Raw genomic sequence first — 14671 nt, 5'->3', positions numbered from 1 at the left:
CTTCAAGCTAACAACAGATGTCCCGGTAACATGCCATGATCTTTGTCTTTAGCGATTTTGGTGTAAACGGCCCTTATAGCGGCACCATGCGGTCGGTCGTGATGCGCCATGTGCCGGATGTGCCGGTCTGCGATCTGATGTGTGATGCACCGGACCGAAACCCGAAAGCCGCAAGTTATCTTCTGGCGGCCTTGAGCCGTGAATTTCAGGCGGGTGATGTGGTGTTGGCGGTTGTTGATCCGGGGGTGGGCAGCGCGCGTCAGGGGCTTGTTGTTACGGCTGACGGCGTTTCATATGTTGGGCCGGATAATGGTTTGTTTGAAATGATTATAAGGCGTGCCGAAAAGGTATCGATCAAGGTCATTGACTGGATGCCCGATGATGCGTCGGCAAGCTTCCATGGTCGGGATATCTTTGGCCCCGTTGCCGCATGGGTTGCAACCGATCAGGCGTTTGCATCGCATCCGATTGCACCTGATGCGCGGTTCGGTGCAGCACAGGATTGGCCCGATGAATTGGCCGAAGTGATCTATGTCGATCCTTATGGCAACCTGATGACGGGATTTTCTGCGCGTTCACTTGATGAAAAAATCACGATCAATGCGCATATTGTTTCCGGGGCGCGGACATTCTCCGACGTCCCGGAAGGATCGGCTTTCCATTACCGCAATTCGATCGGGCTGTGCGAGGTCGCGGTCAATTGCGGACGTGCCGATCAAATGACCGGGGCTGTGATCGGCAGCACAGTTGGCGTGAAGTGAATGTGCTACGCGCAATAAATGATGGGTTCGTAAGCATGTTATGTGATCGTATGAAGGTTTGAAAACTGGTGTTTGCGATAAGCAATCAATCCTTGGGCAGGATTTGGTGAATGGCGATTGAGGTTAAATTCTGGGGCGTTCGTGGAAGCATTGCATGCCCGTCACCTGACCATGTTGTTTATGGTGGCAATACCAGTTGCATCGAAATGCGTGTCGGCGACGAGGTCCTGATCTTTGATGCGGGGACCGGGATCCGCAACCTTGGCAAGGACCTGATCCGGCGCAATGTCACCCATGCCCACATCTTCCTGACCCACACACACTGGGATCATATCAACGGATTTCCGTTCTTTGTGCCGGCCTATAACCCAAACGCGTCCTTCCGGGTCATGGCCGGGCATCTGACCCATCAGGGCGGGGTGGAGCGCGTGTTTTCGGCGCAAATGGCCGACCCGACATTTCCCGTGCCGCTGTCTGCCATGCAATCGAAGCTGACATTTGAGGATTTCAGTGTTGGTGATGAATTACATCCTGCTGACGGCATCGTGATCAAGACGGCCCCCCTGCGTCATCCCAACGGGGCGACGGCGTTTCGTGTCGAGTATGATGGTAATGCGGTGTGTTATGTGACCGATACCGAACATGATCCGGAAACCCCGGACCCGATCATTCTTGATTTCATCGAGGATGCCGATCTGGTGATTTACGATTGCACCTATACCGACGAAGAATTTCCGCAGAAAGTCGGGTGGGGGCATTCAACATGGCAGGAAGGCATTCGCCTGTGCCGGGCAGCCAATGCCAAGCAACTAGCACTGTTCCATCACGATCCGGAACACGATGATACGGCGATGACCATTATCGAGCAAAAGGCCCGCGCCACCTGGTCAGGCGCCTTTGCTGCCCGCGATGAAATGGTGTTGCACATCGAATAGAGTGTTTTCGCGCAAAAAAGCCCGTGGCCGCGTCCCTGCGATCCATGCAGGGACGCTAAGCCAGCCTTAGCGTGAATGGCCGCTTTGCATGTCCTGGACAATCTCGTCGACATTGACCGTAAAGCTGGCCTGACGTGGGGGATATTCTTCAAATGACTTGAAGAAATTGTTCACAACGCTAATTGCCGGGGCAAGGGTCCATGACCGGTTTTCTTGCCATTCATCAAAGCCGCGTGCTTCATGGAACCGCTCGAACGGGTCGAGTTTCAGGTTGGTGATCAATGGGCTGGTCAGGTTGTTGGCCACACCGTTGAACCATTGATCCTGCTCGGTAAACAGAAATTTCCAATCGCCATAGCGCAAGCCGTGGAACTTCGTTTCCGTGAAATAGAAGAATTCCTTGCGTTTGGTTGGGCCTGCCTGGGTCAGGATATCGGTTTGATCATAACCGTCCAGATGGACCCGATATGTGCGATCACCAATCTTGTGACCATCAAGCAGCTTTTCCTTAAGATCCTTCTCACCCAGCTGCGACATGATGGTTGGTGCCCAGTCTTCCATGGTCATGAATTCGCCGGTTGTGGTGCCGGGGGGCACAACACCGGGCCATTTGACCGCCATGGGGACCCTGAAACCGCCCTCATAACCGCCAACACCCTTTTCACCACGAAACGGCTGGTTGCCGCCATCGGGCCAACTGTTCGATGCCGCGCCATTGTCCGTGGAGAACATGACCATGGTGTTGTCTGCCACACCAAGTTCATCAAGAAGGTCGAGGAGCTCGCCGACATCGTCATCAAGCTCTTTCATGCCGTCGGCATAAAGGCCGTAGCCGGTTACGCCGTCATATTCCTGGCTTAGATTGGTGCGGTAATGCATGCGCGTGGTGTTATGCCAGACAAAGAATGGTTTGTCGTCTGACACAGCATCACGAATAAAACGTTTGGACTCTTCGAGGACTTCCTGATCAAGCGTCCGTTGCCGTTCACGCCCGAAATTACCAAGGTCCTCGATGGATTGCGTGCCGTCTTCCTGATGCAGGGAATGAATAATACCGCGCTGGGCGATGTATTCGGCCACTTTGCTGTCGGTCGGATAGTCGTACTGTTCGACATATTCGCCGGCATTCAGGTGATAAAGAATGCCATAGAACTCATCGAAGCCATGATTGGTCGGCAGGTGTTCATCGAGGTCGCCAAGGTGGTTCTTGCCGAACTGGCCATTTGCATAGCCCTGTTCACGCAGCATTTCTGCAAGTGTCGGGTCTTCTTCCTGCAGGCCGATGGGCGATCCCGGGATGCCGACGGTGCTAAGTCCGAGACGCATCGGATACTGGCCGGTCAGGAACGCCGCACGACCAGCCGTGCAGGATGCCTGTGCATAATGATCCATGAACAGCATGCCGTCATTGGCGATGCGATCAATATTAGGGGTGCTACCACCCATCATGCCACGGTGATAGGCGCTGATGTTCCACATTCCGACATCATCGCCCCATATAACGAGGATATTGGGGCGCTCGGAAGCTTGATTGGTTTGTGCAATAGCCGCACACGGGAGGACCATCAGGGCAGTCAGGGTATGAAAAAGTCCGGAGAGTTTCATTTTCCCACCTTCCTGTTTGACGTGTCAGCGCAGACCAGATGGTCGTCTGACCAAGCCAAAAGAAAAGAAGGCTGAGCTCGGTGATAACCTGGGGATGAGTTTTTGTGCCTTCTGCGCGCCCTTGAATTGTATTTCCGGGTCGGGTTGGCGTCAAGTTATGGTGGTGTGACAGGGGGCGTCTCAGAATACGCGGGAGTATTTCGGGAAGACACGGATTTCGATGCGGCGGTTGGCTTCGCGGTTTTCAGGGATCGGTTCGCCGAAATCATTGCGGTTTGGCAATTTCGGTTTGGTATCGCCGTAAGAAATCGCGCGCATGCGTTTGCTGTCGGGATCAACGCCAAGGGCGGCAAAGAACCGGACAACCGCGATGGCACGACCGGCCGCCAGATCCCAGTTTGTCGGGAACCGCGGTGAGTTGATCGGGCTATCGTCGGTATGACCGGAAACTTCGACCTGAAAACCGAGGTAGCGTGGTTCTTTCAGAAGATCCCCGACATCCTTGAGAAACAGGACAGCATCATTGGTCAGGTTGGCGGACCCCGGTTGGAAGAACGACGCGCTGCCCATTTCCATCAGGATGCCTTCGTCATCGGTCGACACATTGACAGCACTGTCCAGCGCCATGTTGAAAACGACATCGCGCAGATCGGTTTCAAGCACCTGTGTCGGGCGGACGACTTCGCGTTTGCCAATCTGTTCGGCAATACCAGCCTGGACCTTTTCAAACATAGGTATTTCGACCTTGGAAAAGCTGACCAGCATGACGAAAAACGCCATCAAAAGGGTGATGGCATCGGCATAGGTCGCAAGCCAATCCTCGTTGACCGGTTCTTCTTCCTTGAATTGCAGACGCCTTTTGCCGCGGGCCATGATCGATCCCCTTACTTCGACGACTTGTCGATATTGAAATGAATGGCCGGATCAAGGAAGGAATTCATCCTGTCCTGAATGGCGCGCGGGCCTTTGCGATCGGCCAGCATGATCAGGCCTTCAGCGATCAGGTAATTGCGAAACCGCATGATTTCCTCGCGCTGCTGGATTTTGCTGGCCGCTGGCAGGAAAAAGAACCGGGCGGCAACAATGCCATACAATGTCGTAATCAGCGCAATCGCGAGACCGGCCCCCAACGAGGTCGGATCATCGGCCATTTTATCAAGCATGATGACAAGGCCGACCAGTGTCCCGATCATGCCAAAGGCCGGGGCGGCGGCCGCCATGCTCTTAAGGATAGCAACCGGTACCAGGTTGCGGCTAAAGGCGTTATCGATGGCGTTATGAAGCATCTCGGCGGTTTCCTCGCCATCATAGCCGGTGATGACAACTTCCATCGCCCAGCCCAGAAACGGTTCGTCCTTGCCGACACGTTCGGCTTCCTGTTCAAGGGCGTTGATACCCTTTTTCTGCAACAGATAACCCCATTTGACCACACGGCCGACTTCGCCGGTCAGTTGGCCGCGGCCCATTTGCGGTGCGCGGAAAATTTTGAAAATCAGTCTGAGTGCCAGCAACACATAGCGCGCCTCATAGGCAATAAATGTCGCGGCCAGCGTGCCGCCAACCACCATCAGTGCACTCGAAAGACTTAAGAATACCAGATAGTTATCGGTCGAAATAAAGATCGACCCGATAAACAGGCCAAGGCCGACCATAATGCCTAAAATCGTCGTAAACGACATTGTCCCCACAATCCCCCGGGTCGTCGACATGGCGCTTTTCTGTGTCAAAGACACCAGACATTAGAAAAAAGAATATTATTATTTTACGTAAGAATAGGCCCGCATTTCGTTGTTTTGAAGTTAATTTTATTCAATTCAAAGTAGACGGCGTCGGCCGGGGGCAGATGCAAGGGGTGTGGTCGTTGCAACTTCTGGCATAAGTTCGGTTTATCCGATGATTGCCAAAAGCAAAACCGGCGGCAAAACAACTGTCTTGCCGCCGGTCAATGGTGAACGATTTCAGCGCAGGTTTGCGCTTAGCTGCTGCGGATGTCGGCAAGGAACTGATCGACCTGCGCGCGCAGATCGTTGGACAGCGTCCCAAGTTCTTCGGCAACATCCAGAACCAGATGGGCAGCCTGATCGGTATCGGCGACGGTGTTGCTGACCCGTTCGATATTGCTGCTGACTTCCTGGGTGCCGATGGCAGCCTGTTCGACATTCTGCGCGATCTCGTCGGTGGCATCGGATTGTTCGCCAACCGCGGCCGAGATGGTGTTGACCATTTCGGTGATGCGGCTGATCACATCCGAGATATCCCCGATCGAACTGACCGTTTTGCCGGTTTCTTCCTGAATGGCTGTGATCTGTTCGGCAATTTCGTTGGTTGCGCGGGCCGTCTGGTTGGCAAGGTTTTTGACCTCGGCCGCGACCACGGCAAAACCTTTGCCAGCTTCGCCCGCACGGGCGGCCTCGATGGTGGCATTGAGCGCCAGAAGGTTGGTCTGACCTGCAATGTCACTGATCAGCTCAACAATTTCACCAATGCGGTTGGCAACTTCCGACAGGCCCTGAACGGTTTCGGACGACTGGGCGGCTTCGCGCGATGCCTCGGCTGCAATTTGGGTTGATTGCTGTGCCTGTTCCCCGATCTGGGAAATTGATTCAGACAGATGGTCGGCGGCATCGGCTACAGTACGGACATTGACGGTTGCTTGTTCGGAGGCGGCGGCAACCGTGGTTGCGCTTTTGCTGGCCCGGTCGGCTGAATCGACAAGACCGCGTGCCGTGGTCTGCATGCGTTCGGCCGAGGCCGAGACTGCACCGACGATTTGCGCAATCACGCCTTCGAAACTGCCGATATGGCGTTCAAGGCTTTGCATGCGTTCTTCGCGGCGGCGGGATTCTTCTTTTTGTTCGGCTTCCATCTGTTTTTTGGCAATCGCATTGGTGCGGAAGACATCAACCGATTTCGCCATTTCGCCGATTTCATCCTGGCGCGACAATGCGTTGATTTCAAAGTTGGTATTGCCATCAGCCAGCGCATTCATGTCATTGCCCAGATCAGAAAGCGGGCCGGTGACAATGCGTGACAGCAGTACCCGCATACCAATGATGGTGGCAATCGCGATTGCAAGACCACCCAGAACAATACCGATCAGGATACGGTTGGTTTTTTCCTGTTCGGGGGCAACTGAAAGGCTTGAGGACAGAACGGCGATTACGTCGCCGGTGTCGGCCTCCATCGCGCCATGGCAGCTAAAGCAGACTTCGCGATCCGCACCCTTGGTTTCACCCAGCACAATCGGCATCGACAGGCGATAGGTGCCGTTATCAGTATAACGGCCAATCATCTTGCCGGTTTCGATGGCCTCGATATCAATCTCGTCGCGCGGGGTTTTAAGCGGCTTCTCGCCGAATTCTTCCATATAGGCCATGGTGGTCGGTCCCCATGCGGACCAGAGTTCGCCGGGATAGTCGCCATTGCGGCTGTCAAACCAGTTGTTGAAAACCTGAATGCCGATATCGTCGACATCATCGGGGCGGGCGGCCATCACATTGACAATCAGCGCATGCAGCGACGTCAGCTCGTTTTCACTTAGCTGATGAAGCTTTTCATCCATGGCTTTTTCCTCGACCACAGTCATCATCAAAAGCGCAATAATCACAGTGGTAGAGACGCCAAATGCGGACGCCCACATAAAGCGTTTGCGAATGCTCATGGCGTTGAAGGCAGACAGGATGCGCATGGTAACTCCCCGATGGCATAGGCTTCAATAAACCCGACGGAACAGGATGTTTTTTGTTCTGTTTCGCGGGCTTGTGAACCATGCATGATCGCGGAAAAAGTGCTTTGATATGCCTCAAGCGGGGCGAATTGAATTGGTATAGTTCGTATCGCCAGACGGGCTGTTTACAACGTTGCGGGGCTTGCAAGCCCAACGACAAACAGGCATAAGCAGCCCAGCAAAACACATTCGATACACAGGACAATCTGATGACGCTTTCCTATAGCGACACCCGCAAGAAGCTTGATCAGATCACCGCAGAAATGCTGGGACTGATCCGCAAATACGGTCTGGATGCGGCAAGCCCGTTTGACGTGATCGAAGTCGCGCGTGCGAAGATCACCGACCAGAACGACTACATCCGTTTTCTGGAGCTGTCGCTTGAGGGGCGGATATACGGTGAATATGGCGATGCCCTGCAAAAGCAGATCGACGAAGAGGCCAAGCAGGCCGAAGCCGCCAAAAAACTGAACTAGCGTTCTGAGCCTAGCGTTCTGGGTGCGTCGTTTGCGCATCGATCGAAATTTTTTTCGGCCCGTCTTCTGTTTTGAAGACGGGCCGTTTTTATATGGCTGGTAAGCCGCAAACTGGCACAAATCTTCTAACCTCAGGAAAGGCTGATTTTGCGGCATCGGAAGAATTGGGCAAACTGTCACAAATTCTTCCTGATCTTGTCACCGTGCTGCAGTTGAGCGGCCATGAAGTTAGGACTATATGGCTTCTGTAAACGCCGCATCACAAAAATGGATGCGACAAAATTCGATGGGCAAAACCGTCGAAAACCAACGAGCAACAGGATGACTGACATGAAAAAGAGTTACGTCCAGACTCTGATGGAAGTCGAAAAAGTATTCGGTCAGATCAATGACCATGATTATCGCCTTTACCGGGCCGTTTGGGGCAATCGTCAGGCGGCGCAAACGGGCTTGCCGCGTGGAACACGCGCAGAAATCAGCAAGAAGCTCGCCAATGACTTTGTTGCGGCGGTACCGTCTGTCGCACATATCAACCCGCGTCTGTCCACACCGCACGCGGCTTGACGCGCTTTAAAGCTTGGCTCTGGCAAGGTACGGGTGATGGGATGTACCTTGCCAATTCACTCTGTTTCAGGCATCAAGTGACGCCGTATGCGATCTGGCCGTGATAGTCATGGCTTTTGATCTGCGAAGTCGTATTTCCTGATATCTGGCCGGAGTATCCCATGTCGATCAAGTCGTTGATTCGTACCATTCCCGATTACCCGAAAAAGGGCATCATGTTTCGGGATATCACGACGCTGTTCGAGGACCCATATGGTCTTAGCGAAGTGATCGACAGTTTCGCCGCCGAATTCCAGGACAAGAAGATCGATATGATCGCCGGAATCGAAGCGCGTGGCTTTGTCATCGGTCCGGCGGTTGCCGTGGCCCTTGGTGTCGGCTTTGTCACCATCCGCAAGCAGGGCAAGCTCCCGGCTGAAACGGTCGGTGTCGAATATGAACTTGAATATGGCACCGACGTCATCGAAATCCACAAGGACGCCGTCAAACCGGGCAGTCGTGTTCTGATCATGGATGATCTGATTGCCACCGGTGGTACCGCCCTTGCTGCGATTGATCTGGTCGAAAAGATCGGGGCAGAGGTCGCAGGGTGCGCCTTCATCATTGATCTGCCTGATCTTGGCGGGGCGCAGAAAATCCGCGATCGCGGTATCGAAGAATTCCACTTGGTCGAATTCGAAGGCGATTAAGACGACGCGAAACCGAGGTGAGTGGCAGGAATTGCGAATTTCCTGCCGTATCACTATATATTCATGTATAATGCATGTGTTGAATTAGGTCTTAGCCCATATTGGTCTTTCGCCAAGGCAGAGGAACATGATCGCACCGGTCCAAAACGCACAGACAGTTTCACAAGTTGGCCAGTATGGCCGACTTGCGCCTGCTGGTGCGCGCGGTGTGGCAACAGCCGACCGGGACAATCAGGTTGAGGCATCGTCTCAGAACTATACCTATGACCCCGATGATGACGGCATTCTGTTTAATGCCTATGTCGATGGCAAAAACAAACGTCAATCGGGGCAGGGTAATCCCGGCGAACAGAAAGACCAGCGTACCGAACAGCGCAATCTGTCAGCTGCGCGTCGCGCAAGTGATCGCGAGGGGGCTGTCGATATGCCCAGCGAGATCGATTTTGCCAGCCTGCTTGATCCGTCGATCCCGTTTGATCTGTCGGCCAATAGCGGTACATCGTTTTATGCGGTGGTCAATGCGGTGGCCCACGGTGTGGGCGTGCGCGGCAAGCATCTGGATGCGACCGTTTAAAAAGGCCTGCCCATAGGTACTTCAAACCACGACGTTCCCCGAAAATTTAAAAATCTGATCGGTGATGCTTGTTGGTATCTGCCATAGGTTTTATGATCCTTGGCAACACGTGATCGTATCCCATGACCATCGGGCACAGCATGAAGAACAAGCCGGTTCTCAATACGGTATTTGATGCCGCATTCAGGTTCATTGACCTCGCACTCAATGACAACGAATATCTGCAGCCGCAAAAACTGCATCGTTTGTTGTATCTGGCGCAGGCTTATTACGGCGCGAACTATCACGGCAACATGTTGATGCCCGCCATCTTTGTGGCAGAGGAATTCGGCCCGGTCGAACCGAACCTTTATGCCGTGATGGAAGAATCCCGGCCTGATGTGCGGCTAAAATCGGTTGATCCGAAAAACATCCATTTTCTTGAAAGCATCTGGGCGCAGTTTGGTCATCACACGGTCGAACATCTCAGCGTGACCGTGCGCAATCATCCGCCCTTTACCAAGGCCTACAAGGAAGGGATCGGAACGATCATCCCGTTCGACGAACTGGTTGAATTTTATGCCTCGGTCCGCAAAACCGCGACCACGCCCGAGGCCAAGGAAGTCGTGCGCCCGCGCGTCATGCGCTCCCACAAAGGCAAACCGGTTGCGACCACTGACTGGTTGCCGCGCAAGATCAAGTAATCCGAAAATTCCGGTTAAACAGGTTTTGGGGTTATTGCCCCATTCCGAGGTTCTGGCACGGATCGCCACGCGCGATGTCATTGGTAAACCACATGAAATCGATATCGTCGGGTGCGCCAAACCGCATGGCGTAATCCTCGATGCTTGACGCGTCCGGGCCGGGATCATCGGCCTCAATCAGGCTGACCACGGCAATATCACGCGGCTCAATATCCGGTTCATAGCGCTGCAAATGCCAGGGGGTGGCAATGCTGTGGCGGACATGCATGGCACCCGCAATCAGGAATGCCCCATCAATGCCGTCAATATTTGCCGCATCGCTCATCGCACGGGCTAGCGACGCATCGCGGGCAAACTGCACAGCGGAAAAGCCACCCAGCATGCTTTTGGGCAGCATATTGCAATGCCCCTCAGCGATTTCGACATTGAAGCGATCAAGTATTTCTGTCGGCATATCTGGCAAATCAAGCTTGGCAGCCAGATCATCGGGCAGGGCATCGTTGCCGTTGCTGATCATGGGTTTAAGCAGATCATCGGGCAGATTGCCCGCCACCATCATCAAACCGTTATCGCGTGCTGCCTGCGCAATCGGCGCATAGTCATGCCATGACGGCCAACCTCGATCTTCCCACGCCATCGCCGGGCCGAGTTCCGAAACCGGAAGCGTCTGCCAGCTGTCTTCAAGCGATGCCTGTTGATCACGTGTAAACATTTCCCAGACAATCGCGCGTTCACGCTCATCCGACTTGCCAAGTGCATTGACCAGCTGTGCCTGATGGTGATGGTGGATGGGATTGTCGTGCTTTTCACCGATCAGGATGTATTTGCGACCTGATAGCCGTTCGACCAGCGCATCAAACATGATGTATTCGCCAGCCACCACGTCAAAAATCAAACCCGGCGCCGGGGGCAGGGCATTGACGTCGGTCAGGCTGCCCCGGGGGGTATTGCTATCATGCGCAACCGTCGGGGCGACGGGAAGGATAGTCGATGCCAGCGCAACCACAGAGATACCGACACTGCGTTTAACAGCATGTGTCCATGATCTGACTGCGATTTGGATCGGCATCGACTTGGGCATCGATCAGTTGATTCCTGATTGAAAACGGATGTGTCTTATTTGCTTAAGCGCAAGGCCGTTTCAAGGTCGTTAACAAGATCACCACAATCTTCGATCCCGACCGAAAGACGCAGAAGGTCTGCCGGTACCGGGCTGGTCGGCCCTTCGACCGAGGATCGATGTTCGATCAGGCTTTCAACCCCGCCAAGCGATGTCGCGCGTTTAAACAGTTTGCATTGGTTGTGGAAATCAACCGCACGCTTTTCACCACCCTTGACGCGCAGCGACAACATCCCTCCAAAGCCACCTGACATCTGCTTTTTGGCAATGTCATGACCGACATGGCTTTCAAGGCCGGGATACTGGACCTGTTCGATTTCCGGATGGTTTTCGAAATGCTTGGCAATCGCCATGGCATTGGCACTGGCGCGTTCCACACGGATCGAAAGGGTGCGCATCCCGCGCAGCAAAAGCCACGTTTCAAACACGCCCAGAACTGCACCGCCTGATGCGTGCTGTATGCAAACACGCTGCCAGAACTCGCTGTCCTTGGCAGTGGTCAGCGACCCCGCCAAAACGTCGCTGTGACCGTTCAGATATTTGGTTGCCGAATGCATTACGATATCGGCACCAAAATCAATCGGACGGGTCAAAAGCGGCGTGGCAACAGTGTTGTCAACCACCACAACGGCACCAGCGGCCTTGGCCAGTTTGGCAACAGCGGCGATATCGGTGATTTGCCAATCCGGGTTGGCCGGGGTTTCAAGCCACACCAGCTTGGTCTTGCCGGCAACGATGTGCTTGTCCCAATCGGCAATATCGGCGTTATCAACAAAATCAAAGCTCAGCCCGGCACGCACACCACTATCAAGCATGAAGCTGCGCAGCGCCCAATACATTACCTTGGGGGCAACAACATGATCACCCGGGTTCAGCGCATGCAAAACCGCAACGGCGGCCGCCATGCCAGAGGCAAACAGGCGGGTTTCAGAACCGCCTTCAAGTTCATTCAGGACTGCACAGGCCTGATCATAGGTCGGGTTGTCTGCGCGCGTATAGCAGCGCCCGTCATGGTAACTCAGATCCGTGTTGCGTTCGAACGTGGTTGACGGATAAAGCGGCGGCGTGACGGACTTGGTGGCTTCATCGACCCAGCCAAGCGCCTGTGCACTTACGGTGGCGGGGGACTGTTTTTTTGCATGATCAGACATGGTGGCACCTGATTTGGTTGAGATTTGTTGGCGCGCAACATAACGTGGTTCCCGCCACACACCAAATTGATTTGCCACCAATATTGATCTTTAGGTCCCCACATGACGAATTATCCCAAAATCACCCTGCCCAAGGAATGCGACGTCGTTGTCATCGGCGGCGGCATTCACGGATCCTCCAGCGCCTATTACCTGACCAAGGCCGGCATGAAAGTCGTGCTTCTGGAAAAGGATACCATCGCGTCACACCAGTCCGGTCGTGCCTGGGGCTTTGTCCGCCAACAGGGCCGCGATCCGGTAGAGTTGCCATTGATGATTGAATGCAACAAGATCTGGCAAGGTCTTGAAAAAGAACTAAATGCCGATCTGGAATGGCGCCAGGGCGGAGTGCTGTTCGTCGCCCGCGATGACAAGGAAATGTCGGAATTCGAAGGCTGGATTAACGACACCAAGCACTTTGGCATCGAAACCCAGGTCCTTGACCCCAAAGGGGTCGAAAAACTGACACCGGGGATCACCGCACCGGGTGTTGGCGGGATCTACACGCCCTCAGACGGGCAGGCCGAACCGAAAAAGGCCGCCCCGGCAATCGCCAAACGCGCCAGTGAATTGGGTGCTGTGATTGCCGAGGGTTGCGGCGCACTTTCGATTGAAACAGAGGCCGGCGCAATCAGTTCGGTGGTGTCCGAACAAGGCGAAATCAAATGCAAATACGTCATCTGTGCGGCCGGGGCTGCGACGCATAAATTCGTCGCCAAGTTCGGGCGGCGTTTACCGCAACAAACCACGCGCGGGACGGTGATCCGCACCACACCCGTGCCCGATATCTCGGCGGCGGGCACGCTGGCGGCTGGTCTGGCGTTTCGTCAACGCGCAGATGGGTCGATGAACATCGCCGATGAATTCATGACCGACATCGATTTGACACTGGGCCGGTTCAAGTATGCCCGTGATTTCATGCCGGGACTGTTTGATAACTGGGCGACCTTCAAGTTCCACTTTAACAAGCGGTTCTTTGATGATCTGGTGGACCGTATGCCGGGATCGGATGCATCACGGCAACCCATGATCGGGCGACGCACCAATCAGGCGGAGCCCTATGAGGTGCGGGTTAAAAACGCCATGCGCAATCTGCAAAAGGTCCTGCCGCAGATCAAGAAAGTCGGCATCGTTGATACCTGGGCGGGGGACATTGATGTCACCCCGGATGCGGTGCCGGTGATTGATCAGTTCGAAAACCCCAAACACTTCTTTGTCGCATCGGGATTCTCGGGCCATGGCTTTGCCATGGGACCGGTGGTTGGTAAGGTGCTGGCCGAATGGATCACCACCGGGCAGCCATCCATCACGCTAAAGGGGATGGAGCTTTCACGGTTCGAAGACGGTACCCGCCGTGTGCCGCGCACACGGGTCTGATCGCGTGTCCTGAAACTGGAATCGGGTAGGGGCGGTTACAAGCTGCGTGCCAGACGCAGGATAATCGCCCCGCCCAGCGTCATCATGGTCGAGGACAGCTTCACAAGGTTAAGCTTCTCGCCCATGAAGAACACCCCGATCAAAAGGGCAAAGACAATGCCGGTTTCGCGCAGGGCGACCACAAGCGGGATCGGTGCCTGCGTAAAGGCCCACATCACAGTGGCATAGGCCGCAAAGGACGCCGTGCCGCCAATCGCAAAGACCCTTTTGCCAGATCGCGCGATATCAGCAAGGATGCGCGGGCGCATAAAAGTCACGATCACGGCAAAGATCACAACGTTGCCAATCGTCTGATAGCTGTAATAGCCAAGCGCCGTTCCGGCCAGCCTTGCACCGGTACCATCCACCAGTGAATAGCTGCTGATGAAACAACCGGTGATGATCGCGGCAAGGGCAGCATTGCGGTTACGCATGCCATCGGCTTGTCGCGTTATGCACATGCTGATAATACCAACCCCGATGATAACAATCGCCAGCCACTCGCTGACATGCAGGGTAACCCCCATGATCAACACGGACACCGCCGCAACAATCAGCGGCGAAGACCCGCGTGCAATCGGATAAACTTGGCTGAGATCGCCCAAACGATAAGCCAGGATCAGAAACAACTGATAGCCGATATGAAGCCCAAGGGACGTCAGCAGATAAGGCCAGCTTTCGGGGGCAGGAAGGTCAACAAACGGCAACAGGATCAGAACAATCGGCGTATGACCCAGCACGATCGCCGTCATGTTCATCAATTTGTCCGAGCCACCCTTGACCAGTGCATTCCACACGGCATGCATCAGGGCAGCGCCCATTACAGCAAGAAAGACAGTCAAACTCATGGCGGGGCGACCAATGTTACGGTTTTGTGACGCAATCATTGATGCTTAGCATGCAGTTTGAAAAACCACCAAACCGAACTTGA

Annotated in this window: 15 protein-coding genes; 8 read left to right on the top strand and 7 right to left on the bottom strand. The window is 54.4% G+C overall.

All coding sequences use genetic code 11. The annotated features are described in order from the left end of the window. The first annotated feature begins 35 nt into the window (after nucleotides 1-35). Together IT893_RS10295 and IT893_RS10290 are read left to right on the top strand one after the other, a co-directional pair. On the top strand, nucleotides 36-761 hold the full coding sequence (locus tag IT893_RS10295; protein WP_197145108.1) for an S-adenosyl-l-methionine hydroxide adenosyltransferase family protein: 726 nt from the start codon (nucleotides 36-38) through the stop codon (nucleotides 759-761). Nucleotides 762-871: 110 nt separating this feature from the next. Next, nucleotides 872-1696 carry an MBL fold metallo-hydrolase gene (locus tag IT893_RS10290; protein ID WP_197145107.1) on the top strand — a complete coding sequence of 275 codons (825 nt, stop codon included), beginning with the start codon at nucleotides 872-874 and terminating at the stop codon, nucleotides 1694-1696. A 66-nt stretch (nucleotides 1697-1762) separates the two neighbouring features. Here IT893_RS10290 and IT893_RS10285 read toward each other — a convergent pair whose 3' ends face one another. The 4 genes from IT893_RS10285 to IT893_RS10270 form a co-directional block, all read right to left on the bottom strand. Then, nucleotides 1763-3262 (bottom strand): arylsulfatase, encoded by a 1500-nt coding sequence (locus tag IT893_RS10285; protein WP_256430872.1) that lies wholly within the window; start codon nucleotides 3260-3262, stop codon nucleotides 1763-1765. 219 nt (nucleotides 3263-3481) lie between these two features. Continuing rightward, on the bottom strand, nucleotides 3482-4174 hold the full coding sequence (locus IT893_RS10280; RefSeq protein WP_064780769.1) for a flagellar motor protein MotB: 693 nt from the start codon (nucleotides 4172-4174) through the stop codon (nucleotides 3482-3484). 11 nt (nucleotides 4175-4185) lie between these two features. Next, complete coding sequence (locus IT893_RS10275; protein ID WP_063090019.1) at nucleotides 4186-4980, bottom strand: motility protein A; 795 nt, start codon at nucleotides 4978-4980, stop codon at nucleotides 4186-4188. Nucleotides 4981-5276: 296 nt separating this feature from the next. Then, nucleotides 5277-6989: a methyl-accepting chemotaxis protein gene (locus tag IT893_RS10270; protein WP_082923532.1), complete on the bottom strand. Its 1713-nt coding sequence runs from the start codon at nucleotides 6987-6989 to the stop codon at nucleotides 5277-5279. 248 nt (nucleotides 6990-7237) lie between these two features. Between IT893_RS10270 and IT893_RS10265 the strand changes: the two genes are divergently transcribed. The 5 genes from IT893_RS10265 (at nucleotide 7238) to IT893_RS10245 (ending at nucleotide 10014) form a co-directional block, all read left to right on the top strand. Then, nucleotides 7238-7504, top strand: coding sequence for a hypothetical protein (locus tag IT893_RS10265; protein ID WP_008890910.1), 267 nt, complete (start codon nucleotides 7238-7240; stop codon nucleotides 7502-7504). Nucleotides 7505-7834: 330 nt separating this feature from the next. Next, nucleotides 7835-8068, top strand: a complete 234-nt coding sequence (locus IT893_RS10260) for a hypothetical protein (RefSeq protein ID WP_008890909.1) — start codon at nucleotides 7835-7837, stop codon at nucleotides 8066-8068. Nucleotides 8069-8229: 161 nt separating this feature from the next. After that, nucleotides 8230-8757 carry an adenine phosphoribosyltransferase gene (locus IT893_RS10255; protein WP_008890908.1) on the top strand — a complete coding sequence of 176 codons (528 nt, stop codon included), beginning with the start codon at nucleotides 8230-8232 and terminating at the stop codon, nucleotides 8755-8757. 127 nt (nucleotides 8758-8884) lie between these two features. Next, the gene (locus tag IT893_RS10250; RefSeq protein ID WP_008890907.1) at nucleotides 8885-9331 is read left to right on the top strand and encodes a hypothetical protein; all 447 of its coding nucleotides are present in this window, start codon (nucleotides 8885-8887) and stop codon (nucleotides 9329-9331) included. A 122-nt stretch (nucleotides 9332-9453) separates the two neighbouring features. Then, a complete protein-coding gene (locus tag IT893_RS10245) occupies nucleotides 9454-10014 on the top strand; it encodes a Panacea domain-containing protein (protein ID WP_197145105.1) in 561 nt (186 codons plus the stop codon). Between the two features lie 31 nt (nucleotides 10015-10045). On the opposite strand, the gene IT893_RS10240 is transcribed toward IT893_RS10245, so the two are convergent. Beyond that, nucleotides 10046-11095 carry a ChaN family lipoprotein gene (locus IT893_RS10240; protein ID WP_197145104.1) on the bottom strand — a complete coding sequence of 350 codons (1050 nt, stop codon included), beginning with the start codon at nucleotides 11093-11095 and terminating at the stop codon, nucleotides 10046-10048. 35 nt (nucleotides 11096-11130) lie between these two features. Next, nucleotides 11131-12285: a PLP-dependent aspartate aminotransferase family protein gene (locus IT893_RS10235; RefSeq protein WP_252723922.1), complete on the bottom strand. Its 1155-nt coding sequence runs from the start codon at nucleotides 12283-12285 to the stop codon at nucleotides 11131-11133. Between the two features lie 102 nt (nucleotides 12286-12387). Here IT893_RS10235 and IT893_RS10230 point away from each other — a divergent pair, with 102 nt between their 5' ends. Continuing rightward, entirely contained in the window at nucleotides 12388-13701 is a 1314-nt protein-coding gene (locus IT893_RS10230; RefSeq protein ID WP_197145103.1) for an FAD-binding oxidoreductase, read from the top strand. 35 nt (nucleotides 13702-13736) lie between these two features. Here IT893_RS10230 and IT893_RS10225 read toward each other — a convergent pair whose 3' ends face one another. Beyond that, on the bottom strand, nucleotides 13737-14588 hold the full coding sequence (locus IT893_RS10225) for a hypothetical protein (protein WP_252723921.1): 852 nt from the start codon (nucleotides 14586-14588) through the stop codon (nucleotides 13737-13739). Nucleotides 14589-14671 lie beyond the last annotated feature (83 nt).

The sequence above is a fragment of the Thalassospira sp. A40-3 genome (assembly GCF_015871485.1).
Lineage (GTDB): Bacteria > Pseudomonadota > Alphaproteobacteria > Rhodospirillales > Thalassospiraceae > Thalassospira > Thalassospira tepidiphila.
Note: the sequence above shows the minus strand (reverse complement) of the source record. Positions and strands in the feature narration are given on the sequence as shown.

Coding starts and splice junctions, on each gene's coding strand:
- IT893_RS10285 (WP_256430872.1), bottom strand. CDS start 3,262: ATGGTCCTCCCGTGTGCGGCTATTGCACAAACCAATCAAGCTTCCGAG.
- IT893_RS10295 (WP_197145108.1), top strand. CDS start 36: ATGATCTTTGTCTTTAGCGATTTTGGTGTAAACGGCCCTTATAGCGGC.
- IT893_RS10280 (WP_064780769.1), bottom strand. CDS start 4,174: ATGGCCCGCGGCAAAAGGCGTCTGCAATTCAAGGAAGAAGAACCGGTC.
- IT893_RS10265 (WP_008890910.1), top strand. CDS start 7,238: ATGACGCTTTCCTATAGCGACACCCGCAAGAAGCTTGATCAGATCACC.
- IT893_RS10275 (WP_063090019.1), bottom strand. CDS start 4,980: ATGTCGTTTACGACGATTTTAGGCATTATGGTCGGCCTTGGCCTGTTT.
- IT893_RS10270 (WP_082923532.1), bottom strand. CDS start 6,989: ATGCGCATCCTGTCTGCCTTCAACGCCATGAGCATTCGCAAACGCTTT.
- IT893_RS10250 (WP_008890907.1), top strand. CDS start 8,885: ATGATCGCACCGGTCCAAAACGCACAGACAGTTTCACAAGTTGGCCAG.
- IT893_RS10255 (WP_008890908.1), top strand. CDS start 8,230: ATGTCGATCAAGTCGTTGATTCGTACCATTCCCGATTACCCGAAAAAG.
- IT893_RS10225 (WP_252723921.1), bottom strand. CDS start 14,588: ATGAGTTTGACTGTCTTTCTTGCTGTAATGGGCGCTGCCCTGATGCAT.
- IT893_RS10240 (WP_197145104.1), bottom strand. CDS start 11,095: ATGCCCAAGTCGATGCCGATCCAAATCGCAGTCAGATCATGGACACAT.
- IT893_RS10230 (WP_197145103.1), top strand. CDS start 12,388: ATGACGAATTATCCCAAAATCACCCTGCCCAAGGAATGCGACGTCGTT.
- IT893_RS10245 (WP_197145105.1), top strand. CDS start 9,454: ATGACCATCGGGCACAGCATGAAGAACAAGCCGGTTCTCAATACGGTA.
- IT893_RS10235 (WP_252723922.1), bottom strand. CDS start 12,285: ATGTCTGATCATGCAAAAAAACAGTCCCCCGCCACCGTAAGTGCACAG.
- IT893_RS10290 (WP_197145107.1), top strand. CDS start 872: ATGGCGATTGAGGTTAAATTCTGGGGCGTTCGTGGAAGCATTGCATGC.
- IT893_RS10260 (WP_008890909.1), top strand. CDS start 7,835: ATGAAAAAGAGTTACGTCCAGACTCTGATGGAAGTCGAAAAAGTATTC.